Origin of the sequence: Streptomyces qinglanensis, from assembly GCF_900111245.1 — a bacterium.
GTDB lineage: Bacteria > Actinomycetota > Actinomycetes > Streptomycetales > Streptomycetaceae > Streptomyces > Streptomyces qinglanensis.
This window is the reverse complement of record NZ_FOGO01000015.1, coordinates 17,552-34,257: the sequence shown is the minus strand read 5'-3', so window position 1 is coordinate 34,257 and position 16,706 is coordinate 17,552. Positions and strand designations below refer to the sequence as shown.

Below are 16,706 nucleotides of genomic sequence, written 5' to 3'. Positions count from 1 at the left end.
CCATCGGAGAGCAGTCTTTCGATTACGCTGCGTCACCCAGAGGGGGAATCGAGGAGTCCGGTCCCGGGAGATCGAAAAAGCCCCGGCCACTGCGGGCCGAGGCCAAGAAATGTACCCGGACATGCGACGACCCCCGCCGGGGGGGAGAGCGGGGGTCGTCCCCACGGCCGACTCGGGGGGGGAGGAGTCGGGCCGGGTTAGCACGGTCGCGAACGATCCGTGACTTCCATGGTGTACCCGAGAGCCTTCTCAGGCAAACCCACGCGCCCCAGCTTACGCCGAATGGTGGGCGCCTATGCTCGGTGCCGTGAAAAATCTCGCGATGCCCCGGACAGCCGCCTTCTTCGATCTGGACAAGACGGTCATTGCGAAGTCGAGCACGCTCACCTTCGGCAAGTCCTTCTACCAGGGTGGCCTGATCAATCGCCGCGCAGTGCTCCGGACTGCCTACGCGCAGTTCGTATATCTCCTCGGAGGCGCCGATCACGACCAGATGGAACGGATGCGTGAGTACCTCTCCGGACTCGCCCGCGGTTGGGACGTCGAGCAGGTCAGAGAGATCGTCGCGGAGACGATTCACGGCCTGATCGACCCGATCATCTACGACGAGGCCGCCTCCCTCATCGAGAAGCACCACTTGGCGGGACGCGACGTGGTCATCGTCTCGTCCTCCGGTGCCGAGGTGGTCGAGCCGATCGGTCGGATGATCGGCGCCGACCGGGTGGTCGCCACCCGCATGGTCGTCGAGGAGGGCCGCTTCACAGGAGAGATCGAGTACTACGCCTACGGGCCGACCAAGGCGGAAGCCATCCGGGAACTGGCGGAGTCCGAGGGGTACGACCTGGCGCGGTGCTATGCCTACAGCGACTCGGCCACGGACCTGCCGATGCTGGAGGCGGTCGGCCATCCGCACGCCGTCAATCCGGACCGCGCCCTGCGCAAGGAGGCCCTCGCGCGCGACTGGCCGGTGCTGACGTTCTCCCGGCCCGTACGGCTCAGGCAGCGCATCCCCGCGCTGTCCATGCCGTCGCGGCCCGCGCTGGCACTGGCAGCTGTGGCGGTGGGCGCCGCCGCCGCGACAGCCGGCTTCGTGTGGCTCAACAACCGGAACCGACCGACTCCACTGTTCCGCCGCTCCTGACACGCAGGCACCGCTGGACACCCACCGCCACAGTCAGATGGACGCCTGTTTCTGCCCAGAACACCACAGAGCAGGCAAAGTAAAGATCTGACGGCGGGGCTTCCGCTCACCCTTGCCGGGGAGTACAAAGGAATCGACGGCCCGCGAGACCGACGGCATCCGAGAGGATCCCGTTTCACGCACATGGCCCCACGGACCGCAAGCATGAATACCGGGCACCCACGCGACGCAGAGCCCGCGATCGGGCAGGTCCCCTCAGGAACGGGCACAGATTCCGCCCTGACGTTCGGACATCATCACGCACGCACTGGTAACCCGGTGGACATGCCAGCGACGGCCCCGCCTCCGACGGCGGGGCCGCTCGCATTCCGGGTCCGACCGGCCACGACGTCCGACCGGTCCCAGCGGGTCCGACCGGTCCCAGCGGGTCCGACCGTCCCCCCGGCACGGCGTCCGACCGGTCCGCGACGTCACGACGGCCGCCCCCCGAGGGGTTCGACAGGTCCGCAGCGTCAGGGGGTCCGGCGGAGTCCCGAAGGCGGGCCCGCTGCCCGGCAGCCGCTCAGGCCGCTCCCCGCTGCATCGCCTCGCACACCGCGGTGCTCTCCCGGACGCCGAGTTCGACCGCGCGTCCACAGTGCGCGATCCACTGGGTAACCCCTTCGGGTGTTCCTGAGGCGTAGCCGCGCAGAGCGGTCAGATACGCCTCGCGGCCCAGTTCCGCATGGCCCACCTCGGCCGGGCAGACGGCCTTGGGGTCGAGCCCGCTGCCCACCAGCACGACACGCTCGGCCGCGCGTGCGACCTGCCCGTTGTACGAGCCGAAGGGGCGCAGCACCTGGAGTTCGCCGTGCACGACAGAGGAGGTCACCAGGGCGGGAGCCGCGGTGCCGCCGGTGATGAGCTGCGCCAGCCCGTCCAGCCGTGCCGCGACCTCGTCGGCCCCGGGCAGCTCCAGACCGAGTTCCGGGCCGTCGACCGGCTCTCCCGGACGGCGCGGTCGGCCCACGGTGCCCTCGGGCGCCACACCGCCGGCGGCGACCAGGTGCAACCGGGCCAGGACGCGCAGCGGGGACTGCTGCCAGATGTCGAGCAACTGCCCGGCCTCTGCCGTCACACGCAGGCCCGCACCGACGGTGCGGGCCTGCGGCTCGACGCCGAAGTCGCTGCGGCGGCGCACCTCTTCGAGCGCCCAGTCGACGCCCTCCGAAGCGGCGGTGGCACGGGCCCCGCGCAATGCGGCCTCCGCGCTGACCTCGCTGCTGCGGCGGCGCATGACACGGTGCCCGTAGACCCGGTCGACGGAGCCGCGCACGGACTCGACGGCCTCCGGCACACCCGGCAGCGCGGCGAGGGAGGCCAGCGGGTCGGCCGCAGCGGACCCGTGAGCCGAGGGGCCCGAGGGGTTCGAGGGGCCCGAGGGGTTCGACGTGCCGCCGTCGTCGGGGCGAGCGGTGCTACTCATGCGTACGACCCTACGCACCCGGCCGGGCGGCCCAACCCCACGATCGAGTGGTCTTCTTCACTCACGTCCCCCGGGGCAGCGCTCCCGACCGCTTACGCTGTTGAACATGAAGATCGCTTTCGTAGGGAAGGGTGGCAGCGGGAAGACCACGCTGTCCTCGCTGTTCGTGCGCCACCTCGCCGCCCGGGGCACTCCCGTCGTCGCCGTCGACGCCGACATCAACCAGCACCTGGGCGCTGCACTGGGGCTGGACGACTCCGAGTCCGCGGCGCTGCCCGCACTGGGCGCCCACCTGCCGCTCATCAAGGAGTACCTGCGGGGCAGCAACCCGCGGATCGCCTCCGCCGAGAAGATGATCAAGACGACACCGCCCGGCGAGGGCTCCCGGCTGCTCCGGCTGCAGGAGGACAACCCGGTCTACGACGCATGCGCGCGCGCTGTCGCACTGGACGGCGGGGATGTCCGGCTGCTGGCCACCGGCCCGTTCACCGAATCCGACCTGGGCGTGGCCTGCTACCACTCCAAGACGGGAGCGGTGGAGCTGCTGCTGAACCACCTCGTCGACGACCGCGAGGAGTACCTGGCCGTCGACATGACGGCGGGCAGCGACTCCTTCGCCTCGGGGATGTTCACCCGCTTCGACATGACGTTCCTGGTGGCCGAACCCACCCGCAAGGGCGTCTCGGTCTACCGGCAGTACAAGGAGTACGCACGGGACTTCGGGGTCGCCCTGCGCGTGGTGGGCAACAAGGTGCAGAGCGCCGACGACGTCGACTTCCTGCGCCAGGAGGTGGGCGAGGATCTGCTGGTGACCTTCGGCCACTCGGACTGGGTGCGGGCCATGGAGAAGGGCCGCCCGCGCCCCTTCGCCGAGCTGGAGGACGACAACGCCCGCTCGCTGGCCGCGCTGTACGAGACGGCCGACGCCGCGTACGAGCTGCGGGACTGGGAGCGCTACACGCGGCAGATGGTGCACTTCCATCTGCGCAACGCGGAGAGCTGGGGCAACGAGAAGACCGGCGCGGACCTCGCGGCCCAGGTGGACCCCTCGTTCGCGCTGGGCGAGGGCCGGCGGAGGGCGGCGGCACCGCAGCCGGCCTGACTGTTCCGATCCCGTACGGCCGCACACGGCTCCGCCGTGGGCTCCCGTTCCGGGCGGCCGGGCCCGGAACGGGAGCCGCGTTCAGCTCGCCTCGGCCGTGGTGTCCTCGGCGAGGAACCGGCGCCAGCCGCCCGCGGGCTTCTCGCCGACCTGCAGGGTGCGCAGCTTGGCGAGCATGTCCGGGTCCTGTGCGTCGAGCCAGTCGGTGAGTTGGCGGAACGAGACGCAGCGGACGCCGTCCTTGCGGCAGACCGTCTTCATGACGTCCTCGACGGCGTCCATGTAGATGCCGCCGTTCCAGTCCTCGAAATGGTTGCCGATGATCATCGGCGCGCGGTTGCCCGCATAGGCGCGCCGGAATCCCTGCAGCAGGCCGTCGCGCATCTGGCGTTTCCAGTGCGGCCGCTGCTCCGCCGCGCCGTCGACGCTGCCGGACTGGTTCGCGAGGAAGTTGTAGTCCATCGAGAGCGTCTCGAACTCCCGGCCGGGTACGGGGACCTGCTGCAGCGGCAGGTCCCAGAGTCCGTGCCGCTTGTCCGGCCACACCTGGATGCCGTTGCCGCTGGAGTCATAGCGGAAGCCCATCTGGGCGGCCGCCCTCAGCAGGTTGTCCTGCCCCTCCAGGCAGGGCGTGCGCCCTCCGACGAGTTCCCGCTTGTAGTCGAACGGGAGTGCCCGGGCCTTCTTCCAGCCGGTGGTCGTCTTCCAGTTCTGGACGAACCAGCGGGCCTGCTCGATCTCGCTCTTCCACTGCTCGACCGACCACGCGCCCACGCCTTGGGGGCCGCAGAAGTGTCCGTTGAAGTGGGTGCCGATCTCGCTGCCGTCCAGCCACGCCTTGCGGACCTGCCGGAGCGTGGCGCGCACGTGCTTGTCGTTGAGGTAGCCGATGTCGGAGGCGCCCGGGGCGTGACCCGGCGGGGAGTAACGTTTCGCCTCCTCTTCCGGCAATGTGTAGATGCCGCTGAGGAAGTAGGTCTGCGCCGCCCCGTACTTCTTGCCGAGCTTGCGGAAGTGGGAGAAGAGCCCCTTGTCGTCCTCTCCGGCTCCGTCCCAGGAGAAGACGACGAACTGCGGGGGCTTCTTCCCGGGCCTCAACTTGTGCGGTGAGGGCTGGAACGGCTGGCGGCCCGTCAGCGAGGTCGAACCGTCCCCCAGGAGCTGGGGCTTGCTCTGGGGACGGACCCCGGGCGCCCCGCCGGGCGACTCCTCGACCCGTTGGGCGCTCCCGCCTCCGGAGCAGCCCGCCGCGGCCAGGGACAGTGCCAGCACCGCCGGGACCGCGGTGGTGAGAGCGGGTCTTCTGCGCGTGGCTGCCATCGGCTCACCTCGTCCTGTCGCCTTGTCTCGTCGGTCACCGGGCGGGACCGGCGTTGCCACGCTCATAAAGTGACATGAGACGTTAATCAGACAAATAGGACAAGCGGCTTTTTTAGCACTGTTCACTCGATGGGTGGAACCCCGGCCGCCAGGCCCCACTCCGCACTTCGCCAAGCCTTTACTTGGCATTACTGTTCTTTTACTCCCGACGGGGAGTGACGAGAACGTCGCGCACAGTGCCGACCTCGGGAGGAGTCGCGATGCCCCACCGCCCCCCGGTGCTCAGCGGTCCCACGGCCGCCCCGGACCACCCGCCCCCGCGTCAGCGCTGGTCGGCGGACCTCTCCGCGTCCGTCACCGTCTTCCTGATCGCGCTCCCGCTCTCCCTCGGCATCGCCCTGGCCGCCGGAGCCCCGCTCCAGTCGGGGCTGGTGGCCGCGGCGGTGGGCGGCGTGGTCTGCGGTCGGCTCGGAGGCGCCCCGCTGCAGGTCACGGGTCCAGCAGCGGGACTGACGGTGATCACGGCCGAGCTGATCCAGCGGTACGGCTGGCAGACCACCTGCGCGATCACCGTCCTGGCGGGGGTCGCCCAGGTCGGCCTCGGCTTCCTGCGCGTGGCCCGCTCCGCGCTGGCGGTGAGCCCCGCGGTCGTGCACGGCATGCTCGCCGGGATCGGGTGCACCATCGCGCTGGCCCAGCTCCACGTGATGCTCGGCGGCGACCCCGACAGCTCGCCGCTCACCAACGCGCTGGAACTGCCCGGCCGGATCACCGCGGTGCAGCCCGCCGCGCTCTCCGTCAGCACCCTGACCGTGGTCGTGCTCCTCGCCTGGCCCCGGCTGAAGCAATACGGGGGCACGTTCGGCGCGGCCGCGGCGCGCGTACCCGCCGCGCTGGCCGCGGTCTGTCTGGCCACCCTCGCCGCGGTGCTGGCCGACACCGGACTCCCCCGCGTCGACCTGCCGTCCTGGCGCTCGCACGCGCTTCCCGAACTTCCGGAGGGCCCGGTGCTCGGGCTGGGCACGGCGGTCCTGACGCTCACTCTGGTCGCCAGCGTGCAGGCGCTGCTGGCGGCGGTCGCGGCCGACAAGCTGACGGCCGCACGCGGCGCCGGCAGCCGGGTGCCGCGCAGCGACCTGGACCGGGAGCTGCGCGCGCACGGCGTCGCGAACGCGGTGTCGGGCGCGCTCGGCGGACTGCCGGTCACCGGAGTCGCGGTCCGCAGCACGGCGAACATCGCCGCCGGCGCCGTCAGCCGGAACTCGGCCCTGCTGCAGGGCGTGTGGGTGCTGCTGGCAGCCGGGCTGCTGGTGGGCGTGCTGGAGCTGATTCCGCTCGCGGCACTGGGGGCGCTGGTGATGGTCGTGGGCGTGCGGATGATCAACCTCGGCCACATCAGAAAGGTGGCACGGCATCGCGAGGCGGTGGTCTTCGGTGCGACATCGGTTTCGGTGGTGCTGCTGGGTGTGCTGGAAGGGGTCGGCGTGGGCATCGCGGTGGCGGTGGTCCTGGCACTGCACCGGCTGGCCTGGGCCCGGATCGAGGTGGCACACGACGCGGTCGACGGGCACGGGCCATCGGCACGGTCCCGGGGCTGCCGAGTGGTGGTGCGGGGTCAGTTGACGTTTCTCGCGGTGCCGCGGCTGAGCCGGGCGCTGGCCCAGGTACCCGAGGGCGCGAAGGCAGTCGTGGAACTGAAGGGATCGTTCATGGACCATGCGGCGTACGAGGCACTGGAGGACTGGCGGGCCACGCATACGGCCGCCGGGGGCGAGGTCGAGGTCAGCGGGCGCGGCGGAGAAGGCATCGGGGAACCCGCGACCGCACATGTGTGCACGCCGTGGACGCCCTGGCGCAATCACCAGTGCACACGTCCGGCCCCGGCCAGGCGGGAAGGCTCCTCCGACGATCCCGGCCGCGGCACCCCTCCTTTCGGCCCTTTCGGCCCTTTCGACTCTCTCGACCCTCTCGACGCCGCTCTCGGCAGCCGCGCGGGGTCCGGCGGCTGCGGCGGTCCGGGGCTCGACGCCCAGGGCACGCCCGGGGCAGCGGGGGCGGGCGGAGCCGGTCCGTCCGCCACGTGCGGCCCCCGGAACCCGCCGGGGGCGACCGGCCCCGCCCGGGTGGGGCACCGGGACGACGCACCCCTCTCCCACCGCGGGCAGTTGCTGGGCGGCGTGCGGAACTTCCAGCGCAGCACGGCGCCGCTGGTGCGGGACGAGTTGGCGAGACTGGCACGCGAGGGGCAGCGGCCCTCGCAGCTCTTCCTCACCTGTGCCGACTCGCGCGTCGTCACCAGCATGATCACCTCAAGCGGTCCGGGTGATCTGTTCACCGTCCGGAATGTGGGGAACCTGGTTCCGCCGCCCGGCGAGGATCGCGGCGACCAGTCGGTGGCGGCGGCGATCGAGTACGCCGTGGACGTGCTGCAGGTCGCCTCGGTGACGGTGTGCGGGCACTCCGGCTGCGGTGCCATGCAGGCGCTGCACACCGCCCCGGCGGACGCTCCGGAGGCCGCAGGGACACCGCTCGGACGCTGGCTGCAGCACGGCCGCCCGTCCCTGGAGCGGTTCCGCACGGCCGCCCGGCTCGCCCCGCGCCTCGCGGACCGGGAGACGGCCGACCCTCTTGAGGCGCTCTGCCTGACCAACGTCGTCCAGCAGTTGGAACACTTGGCGGCGCACGCGTGCGTGGCCCGGCGGCTCGACGAGGGCACCCTCGAACTGCACGGCATGTACTTCCATGTCGGCGAGGCGCAGGCGTATGTGCTGGACGCGCCGGTCGGGGGCGCCCTTGCGCCCGAGCCGGTGTTCGCCGCCGTCCGCCCCGACCCCGTCGCCCTGTGAGCCTCCGATGACCTCCGCCGCCGCACTCGGCGCCGCCCGCTGTGCCGCCCGCTGTGCCGCGGGCTTCCGGAGCGGGAGCCGCGGGCTTTCGACCAGGGGCCGCGGCGTCCGGCGCCGGGCGGCTCCGGACGCCGCCGGAGCCGCCTGAGAACTGCCGGTTCCCTGCCGGGTGAGTGGCCGGTCAGCGGTCAGTGAGCAGCCGGTGGGCGGCCAGTGGACGGCCGACGGCACAGCGCACAACAGAGGGCGTCTCCGGGCGATTTCGCCACGCGGAGGCGCCCTGCGGCGTGCGGGAACGCGGCTCACTCCGGTGCGCCGCGGGACGACACGCAACGACTCCCGGAATGCCGCTGTACCCAGCAGGGTCCGAGGTGCCAGGATCACCCGGGGGTTGACCGGGCTCCCGCGATCACTAAGCATGCCAGTTATCAGGTATTGGTCTACACCACTTGCCGACGGGAGCCGACATGACCGAGAGTCCTTCCCTCTCCAACCTGCTCAAGGAGGAGCGCCGGTTCGCCCCGCCCGCCGAGCTGGCCGCGAACGCCAACGTGACCGCCACGGCGTACGAGCAGGCCAAGGCCGACCGGCTGGGCTTCTGGGCCGCACAGGCACGACGGCTGACCTGGGGTACCGAGCCGACCGAGACGCTGGACTGGTCGAACCCGCCCTTCGCCAAGTGGTTCAAGGACGGCAAGCTCAACGTCGCCTACAACTGCGTGGACCGCCACGTGGAGGCCGGTCACGGCGACCGGGTCGCCATCAACTTCGAGGGCGAGCCGGGTGACACCCGCACCCTCACCTATGCCGACCTGCAGCGGGAGGTCTCGCAGGCCGCCAACGCACTGACCGAGCTCGGTGTGCAGGCGGGCGACCGGGTCGCCGTGTACATGCCGATGATCCCGGAGACGGTCGTCGCGATGCTGGCGTGCGCCCGGATCGGAGCGCCGCACTCGGTCGTCTTCGGCGGCTTCTCGGCGGACGCGCTGGCCACCCGGATCGAGGACGCGGACGCCCGGGTCGTCATCACCGCCGACGGCGGCTACCGCAAGGGCGCGGCGTCCGCGCTCAAGCCCGCGGTCGACGAGGCGCTCACCCGGCCGGGCACCGAGAAGGTCCGCAACGTCCTGGTGGTCAAGCGGACCGGCCAGGAGGACATCGCGTGGCACGAGGAGCGCGACCTGTGGTGGCACGACGTGGTGGGCCGCCAGTCCGAGCAGCACACGCCGCAGGACTTCGACGCCGAGCACCCGCTGTTCATCCTCTACACCTCGGGCACCACGGGTAAGCCGAAGGGCATCCTGCACACCACCGGCGGCTACCTCACCCAGGTCGCCTACACCTCCCACGCGGTCTTCGACCTCAAGCCGGAGACGGACGTGTTCTGGTGCACGGCTGACGTCGGCTGGGTGACGGGCCACTCGTACATCGTCTACGGCCCGCTCGCCAACGGCGCGACGGAGGTGCTGTACGAGGGCACTCCCGACTCGCCGCACAAGGGCCGCTGGTGGGAGATCGTGCAGAAGTACGGCGTCACCGTGCTCTACACCGCGCCGACCGCGATCCGCGCGAGCATGAAGTGGGGCGACGACATCCCCGCGAAGTTCGACCTGTCGTCGCTGCGCATCCTGGGTTCGGTGGGCGAGCCCATCAACCCCGAGGCGTGGGTGTGGTATCGGCACCACATCGGCGGGGACCGCACCCCGGTGGTGGACACCTGGTGGCAGACGGAGACCGGCGGCATGATGATCAGCCCGCTGCCGGGCGTCACCGAGGCCAAGCCGGGCTCGGCGCAGGTACCGCTGCCCGGTATCGAGGCGACCGTCGTGGACGACGAGGCCAACGAGGTGGCCGACGGCGCCGGCGGCTACCTCGTGCTGACCGAGCCCTGGCCCTCGATGCTGCGCACCATCTGGGGCGACGACCAGCGCTTCCTCGACACCTACTGGTCGCGCTTCGAGAACAAGTACTTCGCGGGCGACGGCGCCAAGAAGGACGACGACGGCGATGTGTGGCTGCTGGGCCGGGTGGACGATGTGATGCTCGTCTCCGGGCACAACATCTCCACCACGGAGGTCGAGTCCGCCCTGGTCTCCCACCCGAAGGTGGCCGAAGCCGCGGTCGTGGGCGCCACCGACCCGCAGACGACGCAGGCCATCTGCGCGTTCGTCATCCTGCGCGGCGGCACCGCCGAGGACGGGGAACTGGTCGAGGAACTGCGCGCGCACGTCGCCAAGCAGCTCGGCCCGATCGCCAAGCCGAAGCGCATCCTGCCGGTCGCGGAGCTGCCCAAGACCCGCTCCGGAAAGATCATGCGCCGGCTGCTGCGTGACGTGGCGGAGAACCGGACGCTGGGTGACACCCAGACCCTCACCGACGCGTCTGTGATGGAGCTCATCCAGTCCAAGCTGCCGAGCGCGGCCAGCGAGGACTGACGCCGCCGGAGCGGGCCCGGCGGCGCCCGCACGGGGCGTGCCACCCACGGCGCAGGAAGGGGCATCCGGACAACCGACCGGATGCCCCTCACCCGTTTGGTTAGGCTGGCTGTGTCGCCTCCGCGAGGCGGCAGGTCCGTGGGCGAGCCGGGAAGTCTGGTCGGCACACACCACAGGTGTGTCCCCGCCACCTTCCGGAGGCCCGCGCCATGACTCCGCCGCACCGCCCTGACCAGGGCACCGACCCCCAGCAGTCCGGGCAGTCCCCCGGACAGGACGCGCCGGTCACCGCGCGGTCCGAGCACTCAACCGGGCCCGCCGGGCACTCCGCCGCACACGACGGGCAACCCCCCGCCCGGGGCACGCGGGTCCCCACCCGGGGCACGCAGGTCCCCGCACAGCACGACGGGCAGCAGTCCACCAAGCCGTCCCAAACGTCCGCAGACCAGTCCGGAACGTCCGCAGACCGATCCGGAGCGTCCGCAGACCGGTCGGGAGCGTCCGCAGACCGGTCCGAGGCATCCGCCGGGCGGGACGGCGGCCACCGTTCCGTCTTCCTCGGCAGGCTCCCGCTGCGCGAACGTACGTTTCTGGCGGACGCGCTCCGCACCGAGACGGTCGGCGGCACCCTGCTGCTGGCCGCCGCGGTCGTCGCCCTGCTGCTCGCCAACACCGGAGCCGGCGACTTCTACCAGGACGTCAAGGACTTCCACTTCGGCCCCGAGGCGCTCCATCTGAACCTCTCGGTCGCCGACTGGGCCAAGGACGGCCTGCTCACCCTGTTCTTCTTCGTCGCCGGGATCGAGCTCAAGCGGGAGCTGGTCGCGGGCGAGCTGCGCGATCCGCGGGCCGCCGCCCTGCCGATCGTCTCGGCCGTCTGCGGGATGGTCGTCCCCGCGCTGGTCTATCTGGCCTTCGCCGCCGGGGGCGGCGACCTGCGCGGCTGGGCGATCCCGATGGCGACCGACATCGCCTTCGCGCTGGGGGTGCTGGCCGTGCTCGGCACCGGGCTGCCCTCCGCGCTGCGCGCCTTCCTGCTGACCCTGGCCGTCGTCGACGACCTGGGCGCCATCGTCATCATCGCGATCTTCTACTCGGCGGGCATCAGCTTCGGGGCGCTGGCGGGCGCCGTCGCCGGGCTGGCCGTCTTCTGGTTCCTGCACCACCGGGGGGTGCGCGGCTGGTACGTGTACGTTCCGCTCGCCCTCGTCGTCTGGGGCCTGATGCACGCCAGCGGGGTGCACGCCACGGTCGCCGGTGTCGCGATGGGCCTGATGCTGCGCTGCTCCCTGCGCCCCGGCGAGGAGACCTCACCGGCCGCCCACATCGAACACCAGGTCAGGCCGCTCTCCTCCGGACTCGCCGTGCCCGTCTTCGCGCTCTTCGCGGCCGGTGTCACGGTCTCGGGCGGCGCGCTGGGCGACGTGTTCAGCAAGCCGGAGACGCTGGGCGTGGTGTTCGGCCTGCTGGCGGGCAAGACGCTGGGGGTGTTCGGCGGCGCGTGGGCCGCGGTGCGCTTCACCAAGGCCGAGCTGAACCGCGAGCTGGGCTGGGCCGACGTACTGGCCATCGCCGCGCTGTCCGGCATCGGCTTCACCGTCTCCCTGCTGATCAGTGAACTGGCCTTCACCGACGATCCCGTGCTCGCCGACGAGGCCAAGGCCGCCGTGCTGATCGGCTCGCTGCTGGCCGCGGTGTTCGCCGGAATCATGCTCAAACTCCGGGCCCGCAGGCACCGTTCGCTGGTGGAGGCCGAGAACCGGGACGAGGACGGTGACGGTGTCCCCGACGTGTACGAGGAGCACGACCCCGCGTTCCATCTGCGGATGGCGGCGCTCTACGAGGCGAAGGCGGCGGAGCACCGCAGGCTCGCCGAGGTGGCCACACGCCACGACGTGACGGACGATGGTCCGGCATGATCGGAGCCTGACCGGCCCCCGCGAGGGAACCCCGTACGCACGCCGGGAAACGCCGGGCCCGCACCGCGGCGGGCCCTCACTACCGCAAGGGAGACAGCGATGAGCGCAGCCGACGACGGCCGCAGCCTCGGCCAGTTGGTCGCAGCGGCGACCGCGGAGATGTCCGCACTGGTGCACGACGAGATCGCGCTGGCCAAGGCCGAGCTGCGACAGGACGTCAAGCGCGGCGTGCTGGGCAGCGGCGCCGCCCTGATCGCGGGGGTCTTCCTGCTCTTCGCGCTCCCGGTGCTGAGCTTCGCCGCCGCCTACGGCATCCACAACCTGGGGCTCGGCCTCGCCTGGTCGTTCCTGATCGTGGGCGGCGCCTTCATCGCCCTGGCGCTGCTCCTGCTGCTGCTGGCGCTGGCCAAGTTCAAGAAGGTCTCCAGGAGCAAGAGCCCGCAGAAGTCGGTGGCCTCCGCGAAGCAGACCGCCGCGGTCCTCTCGCACGCCAAGCCGCACCCGCGCGCGGCCGGGGACGGTGGCGAGGAGCATCCGCAGCTCCAGGGTGTGACACGCTCGTCCGTATGACGCTCGCAGACAGTCCGGCGGCGGTGATCCGTCCCGAGGGCCCCTGGACGCACCGCGACGTGGCCGCCAATGGAGCGCTGTTCCACATCGCCGAGATGGGTGAGGGCCCGCTGGTACTGCTGGTGCACGGGTTCCCGCAGTACTGGTGGGCGTGGCGGCACCAGCTCCCCGCACTGGCCGACGCGGGCTACCGGGCTGTGGCGATGGACCTGCGCGGGGTGGGAGGCAGCGACCGTACGCCGCGCGGCTACGACCCGGCCAACCTCGCGCTCGATGTGACCGGTGTGATCCGCTCCCTGGGGGAGCCCGACGCGGCACTGGTCGGACACGACCTGGGCGGCTACCTGGCGTGGACGGCGGCGGTGATGCGGCCCAAGCTGATCCGCCGGCTCGTCGTCGCCTCGATGCCGCACCCCCGCCGCTGGCGGGCCGCCATGCTGGGGGACGTCCGGCAGACGGCGGCCAGCTCCTACATCTGGGGGTTCCAGCGCCCGTGGCTGCCCGAGCGTCAGCTCGTGGCGGACGACGGCGCCCTGGTGGAGCGGCTGATCCGGGACTGGGCCGGCCCCAGACCGCCCGGCCCGGCCGGGGACGCGGGCGCCCTGGCAGTGGAGAACTACCGGCGGGCGATGTGCGTACCCTCCACGGCGCACTGCTCGGTGGAGCCGTACCGGTGGTTGGTGCGGTCGCTGGCGCGTCCGGACGGGATGCAGTTCTATCGCCGGATGAAGCGTCCGGTGCGGGTGCCGACACTGCATCTGCACGGTTCACTCGATCCGGTGATGCGGACTCGGAGCGCCGCGGGGTCGGGCGAGTACGTCGAGGCCCCGTACCGCTGGCGCCTGTTCGACGGGCTGGGGCACTATCCGCACGAGGAGGACCCGGCGAGCTTCACCGGCGAACTGGTGCACTGGTTGGACGATCCGGAACCGGACCGCTGAGCCCCGGCAGTGCGGAGGCAGGCGGGTGCCGCCGGAGGCAGCCGGGTGCCGCCGTCACCGGCGCCGGGTCGCCGCACACATGTGCCCGGCGCATAGGCCGATTGCCGGATCCCGGGGCGATTACTGACCTTGGGGCGGGGGCAGGGACCCGGTATGGGGTTGACGCACGACTTCCGTGACGTGGCACGTAACCGCAGCCATCTGAGGGACCCGCGCGGCCGGGCTTTTCCGCGCGCCGCGACCCGGCTGCATCCCACCGACGCAGAGCTGGGCATTCCCCGCATCCTGCGTCGCCGCGCACGCTGGGTCAGCGCGAGACTGCGGCACAACCGCACCTGACCCACTCTCTCCCCCGATCGCCCCCGATCGCCCCCGGTCGCCCCCGGTCGCCGCCGGCACGTACGGCAGAGCGGTCCGACGGCCTCTTGGCGCCCCGGCACGGTGCCCCGGGCGGGGTCCCGGCACGGTGCGGCAGTACGGCCCGGACGGCCTGCGGCGGACGGGGCCGCCTTCGGTGGGTGTGCCGGGGAGCGGCGCGGGAACAGCCTGCGGACAGGCGGGCCGATGTCTCCGCACGCCGGATTTCCGAGCAGGGTCGGCGCCGTCTGCGCCGGGTCCGCGCCTTCCGGGGCCGTCCGCGCCGGAGTCCCACCGAGGACCGGGGCCGGAGTCGCCCGAGGACCCGCGCCGGAGTCCCCCCGAGGACCCGGGCAGGCAGCAGGGCAGGACCCTGGCGGGCCAGGCAGAGGCCGGCCAGGCAGAGGCCGGCCAGGCAGAGGCCGGCCAGGCAGAGGCCGGCCAGGCAGAGGCTGTTGGACGGGGCCCGGTCAGGCAGGGCCCGGACGGGCTGGGCCGGGCCGTCAGATCGCGCAGCCCTGGGTGTCCGCCTGCCGCTGGTCCGTGCGCCCGCGGGTGATGTCCTCGCGGATCTCGTCGACGCTGAGGGCATAGCCGGTGCGGTCGTCGTCCAGGGACTTGGCGAAGATCACTCCGTAGACGCGGCCGTCCGGAGTGAGCAGCGGGCCGCCGGAGTTGCCCGGCCGGATCGCGGTGTAGAGCGAGTAGATGTCCCGGCTGACGGTGCCCCGGTGGTAGATGTCGGGGCCTTCCGCCTGCAGCCGCCCGCGCACCCGGGCGGAGCGGACGTCGTAGCCGCCGTTCTCCGGGAAGCCGGCCACGATCGCGTCGTCGCCGCTGCGCGGGTCCCGCTTCGCGAAGCGCAGTGCGGGCGCGGTCAGCTCGGGGACGTCCAGGACCGCGATGTCGCGCTTCCAGTCGTAGCGCACCACTCGGGCGCTGTAGCGCCGCCCCTCGCCGCCGATCTGCACGGTCGGCTGCTCCACGCCGCCCACGACATGCGCGTTCGTCATCACCCTGCCCTTCGCGAAGACGAACCCGGTGCCCTCCACCTCCTTGCCGCAGCTCGGTGCCGTGCCGACGACCTTGACGATGCTGCGCTTGGCGCGCTCCGCGACGGGGCTGCCCGCCAGCTCGGGACTGGGCGGCGGGACGTCCTGGATCGGCTCCCTGGAGAAGGGCGAGAAGACCTGCGGGTAGCCGTTCTTGGCCAGAACGGAGGAGAAATCGTCGAACCAGGCGTTGACCTGCTGCGGCATCACATGCGAGACGCCGAGCAGCACCCTGGAGCTGCGCACCTCCTTGCCGAGCGTCGGCAGGGAGGTGCCGGCCAGCGCGGAGCCGATCAGCCAGGCGACGATCAGCATGGCGACGACGTTCACGAACGCGCCGCCCGTCGCGTCCAGGGCCCTTGCCGGGGTCCAGGTGATGTACTGCCGCAGCCTGTTGCCCAGATGGGTGGTGAGGGCCTGGCCGACGGAGGCACAGATGATCACGATGATCACCGCGGCTATCGCCCACCCCGTCCCCGGCCGGTCGCCGGAGGTGAACTGGTCCCAGAGCAGAGGCAGGACGAGCAGCGCGATCAGACCGCCCCCGAGGAACCCCAGAACGGACAGGATGCCGACGACGAAGCCCTGGCGGTAGCCGACGAGCGCGAACCACACCGCAGCCACGATCAGCAGTACGTCCAGCACGTTCACCGAATCAGCCTCGCCTCGGGTCCATCCCGGCAGTCCATTCCCCCCGCTCCGGCAGCACTCGACACGCGGGCCGGACCGATCCGAGCGCCGCCCCTGCGCCAGGGCCGGGGCCGGGCGGTCGCCGTGCGGAGGCGGCACCCGGAGAGCGGAAGAGACACCGTCTCATGCGGACGCGGGTGCGAGGGGCACGCGGGTCGTCGATCGCGGACGTCACGCCTTCCAGTCGAGCGGGACCCGGCGGTCGCGGTCCCAGGGCCGCTCCCACCCGGCGTGGTGCAGGATGCGGTCGATCAGACCGGCCGTGAACCCCCACACCAGCGCGGAGCCGACCAGGAAGGCGGGTCCTACGTGTCCGGCCGGGTGCACAGCCATGGCGCGGTTGACCGGGTCAGTGAGGTCCGAGACCGGGACGGTGAAGACCCGGGCCGTCTCCGCCGGGTCCACCGGCGCCACCGGCGTGCGGCGGCGCCACCAGCCGAGCACCGGTGTGACGACAAAACCGCTCACGGGGATGTAGAGACTGGGCAGTATCCCGAACACCTGCACGCCCGAGGGGTCGAGCCCCGTCTCCTCCTCGGCCTCGCGGAGCGCGGCGCGCAGCCTGCCGTCCCCCTCCGGGTCACCGTCCTCCGGGTCCAGCGCCCCGCCGGGGAAGGAGGGCTGCCCGGCGTGCGAACGCAGGCTGGAGGCACGCTCGATCAGCAGCAGCTCGGGACCGCGCACACCGTCGCCGAACAGCACGAGCACGGCGGACGGCCGGCCGCCGCCGTCGCGCGGCGGCAAGAAGCGGCTGAGCTGGCTCGCCTCGACCCCCGCCGCCGCGTCGCTCACAGGGACCAGCCACTCCGGCAGGCCCTTGCCGCTGACCTCGATCGGCGCCGAGGGGGCGGGGCCGCCCCGCACCGGG

12 protein-coding genes are annotated in these 16,706 nt (G+C 72.0%); 8 read left to right on the top strand and 4 right to left on the bottom strand.

Going from position 1 to position 16,706, the window contains the following annotated elements:
- Window positions 1-295: 295 nt before the first annotated feature.
- The gene (locus BMX65_RS25905) at window positions 296-1,141 is read left to right on the top strand and encodes an HAD family hydrolase (protein ID WP_075002780.1); all 846 of its coding nucleotides are present in this window, start codon (window positions 296-298) and stop codon (window positions 1,139-1,141) included.
- Window positions 1,142-1,703: 562 nt separating this feature from the next.
- Here the strand turns inward: BMX65_RS25905 and BMX65_RS25900 are convergent.
- On the bottom strand, window positions 1,704-2,606 hold the full coding sequence (locus BMX65_RS25900; RefSeq protein ID WP_239502154.1) for a Fic family protein: 903 nt from the start codon (window positions 2,604-2,606) through the stop codon (window positions 1,704-1,706).
- Window positions 2,607-2,712: 106 nt separating this feature from the next.
- Between BMX65_RS25900 and BMX65_RS25895 the strand changes: the two genes are divergently transcribed.
- On the top strand, window positions 2,713-3,708 hold the full coding sequence (locus BMX65_RS25895; RefSeq protein WP_075002779.1) for an ATP-binding protein: 996 nt from the start codon (window positions 2,713-2,715) through the stop codon (window positions 3,706-3,708).
- Window positions 3,709-3,789: 81 nt separating this feature from the next.
- On the opposite strand, the gene BMX65_RS25890 is transcribed toward BMX65_RS25895, so the two are convergent.
- Window positions 3,790-5,028: a polysaccharide deacetylase family protein gene (locus BMX65_RS25890; RefSeq protein ID WP_107437575.1), complete on the bottom strand. Its 1,239-nt coding sequence runs from the start codon at window positions 5,026-5,028 to the stop codon at window positions 3,790-3,792.
- 260 nt (window positions 5,029-5,288) lie between these two features.
- Here BMX65_RS25890 and BMX65_RS25885 point away from each other — a divergent pair, with 260 nt between their 5' ends.
- From BMX65_RS25885 to BMX65_RS33715, 6 genes are all read left to right on the top strand, one after another.
- Window positions 5,289-7,874, top strand: coding sequence for a SulP family inorganic anion transporter (locus tag BMX65_RS25885; protein WP_075002778.1), 2,586 nt, complete (start codon window positions 5,289-5,291; stop codon window positions 7,872-7,874).
- 467 nt (window positions 7,875-8,341) lie between these two features.
- Window positions 8,342-10,309, top strand: coding sequence for an acetate--CoA ligase (gene acs / locus BMX65_RS25880; protein WP_075002777.1), 1,968 nt, complete (start codon window positions 8,342-8,344; stop codon window positions 10,307-10,309).
- 209 nt (window positions 10,310-10,518) lie between these two features.
- Window positions 10,519-12,228 carry a Na+/H+ antiporter NhaA gene (gene nhaA / locus BMX65_RS25875; protein WP_239502153.1) on the top strand — a complete coding sequence of 570 codons (1,710 nt, stop codon included), beginning with the start codon at window positions 10,519-10,521 and terminating at the stop codon, window positions 12,226-12,228.
- Between the two features lie 99 nt (window positions 12,229-12,327).
- Entirely contained in the window at window positions 12,328-12,798 is a 471-nt protein-coding gene (locus tag BMX65_RS25870; protein ID WP_075002776.1) for a phage holin family protein, read from the top strand.
- Window positions 12,795-13,739 carry an alpha/beta fold hydrolase gene (locus BMX65_RS25865; RefSeq protein ID WP_075002775.1) on the top strand — a complete coding sequence of 315 codons (945 nt, stop codon included), beginning with the start codon at window positions 12,795-12,797 and terminating at the stop codon, window positions 13,737-13,739. The genes BMX65_RS25870 and BMX65_RS25865 overlap by 4 nt, the downstream gene beginning before the upstream one ends.
- Window positions 13,740-13,892: 153 nt before the next feature.
- Window positions 13,893-14,078: a hypothetical protein gene (locus BMX65_RS33715; RefSeq protein ID WP_075002774.1), complete on the top strand. Its 186-nt coding sequence runs from the start codon at window positions 13,893-13,895 to the stop codon at window positions 14,076-14,078.
- Between the two features lie 521 nt (window positions 14,079-14,599).
- Here BMX65_RS33715 and BMX65_RS25855 read toward each other — a convergent pair.
- Both BMX65_RS25855 and BMX65_RS25850 read right to left on the bottom strand, forming a co-directional pair.
- Window positions 14,600-15,799 carry a MarP family serine protease gene (locus BMX65_RS25855; protein WP_075002773.1) on the bottom strand — a complete coding sequence of 400 codons (1,200 nt, stop codon included), beginning with the start codon at window positions 15,797-15,799 and terminating at the stop codon, window positions 14,600-14,602.
- A gap of 210 nt (window positions 15,800-16,009) precedes the next feature.
- On the bottom strand, window positions 16,010-16,702 hold the full coding sequence (locus tag BMX65_RS25850; RefSeq protein WP_075002772.1) for an NUDIX hydrolase: 693 nt from the start codon (window positions 16,700-16,702) through the stop codon (window positions 16,010-16,012).
- Window positions 16,703-16,706: the final 4 nt, after the last annotated feature.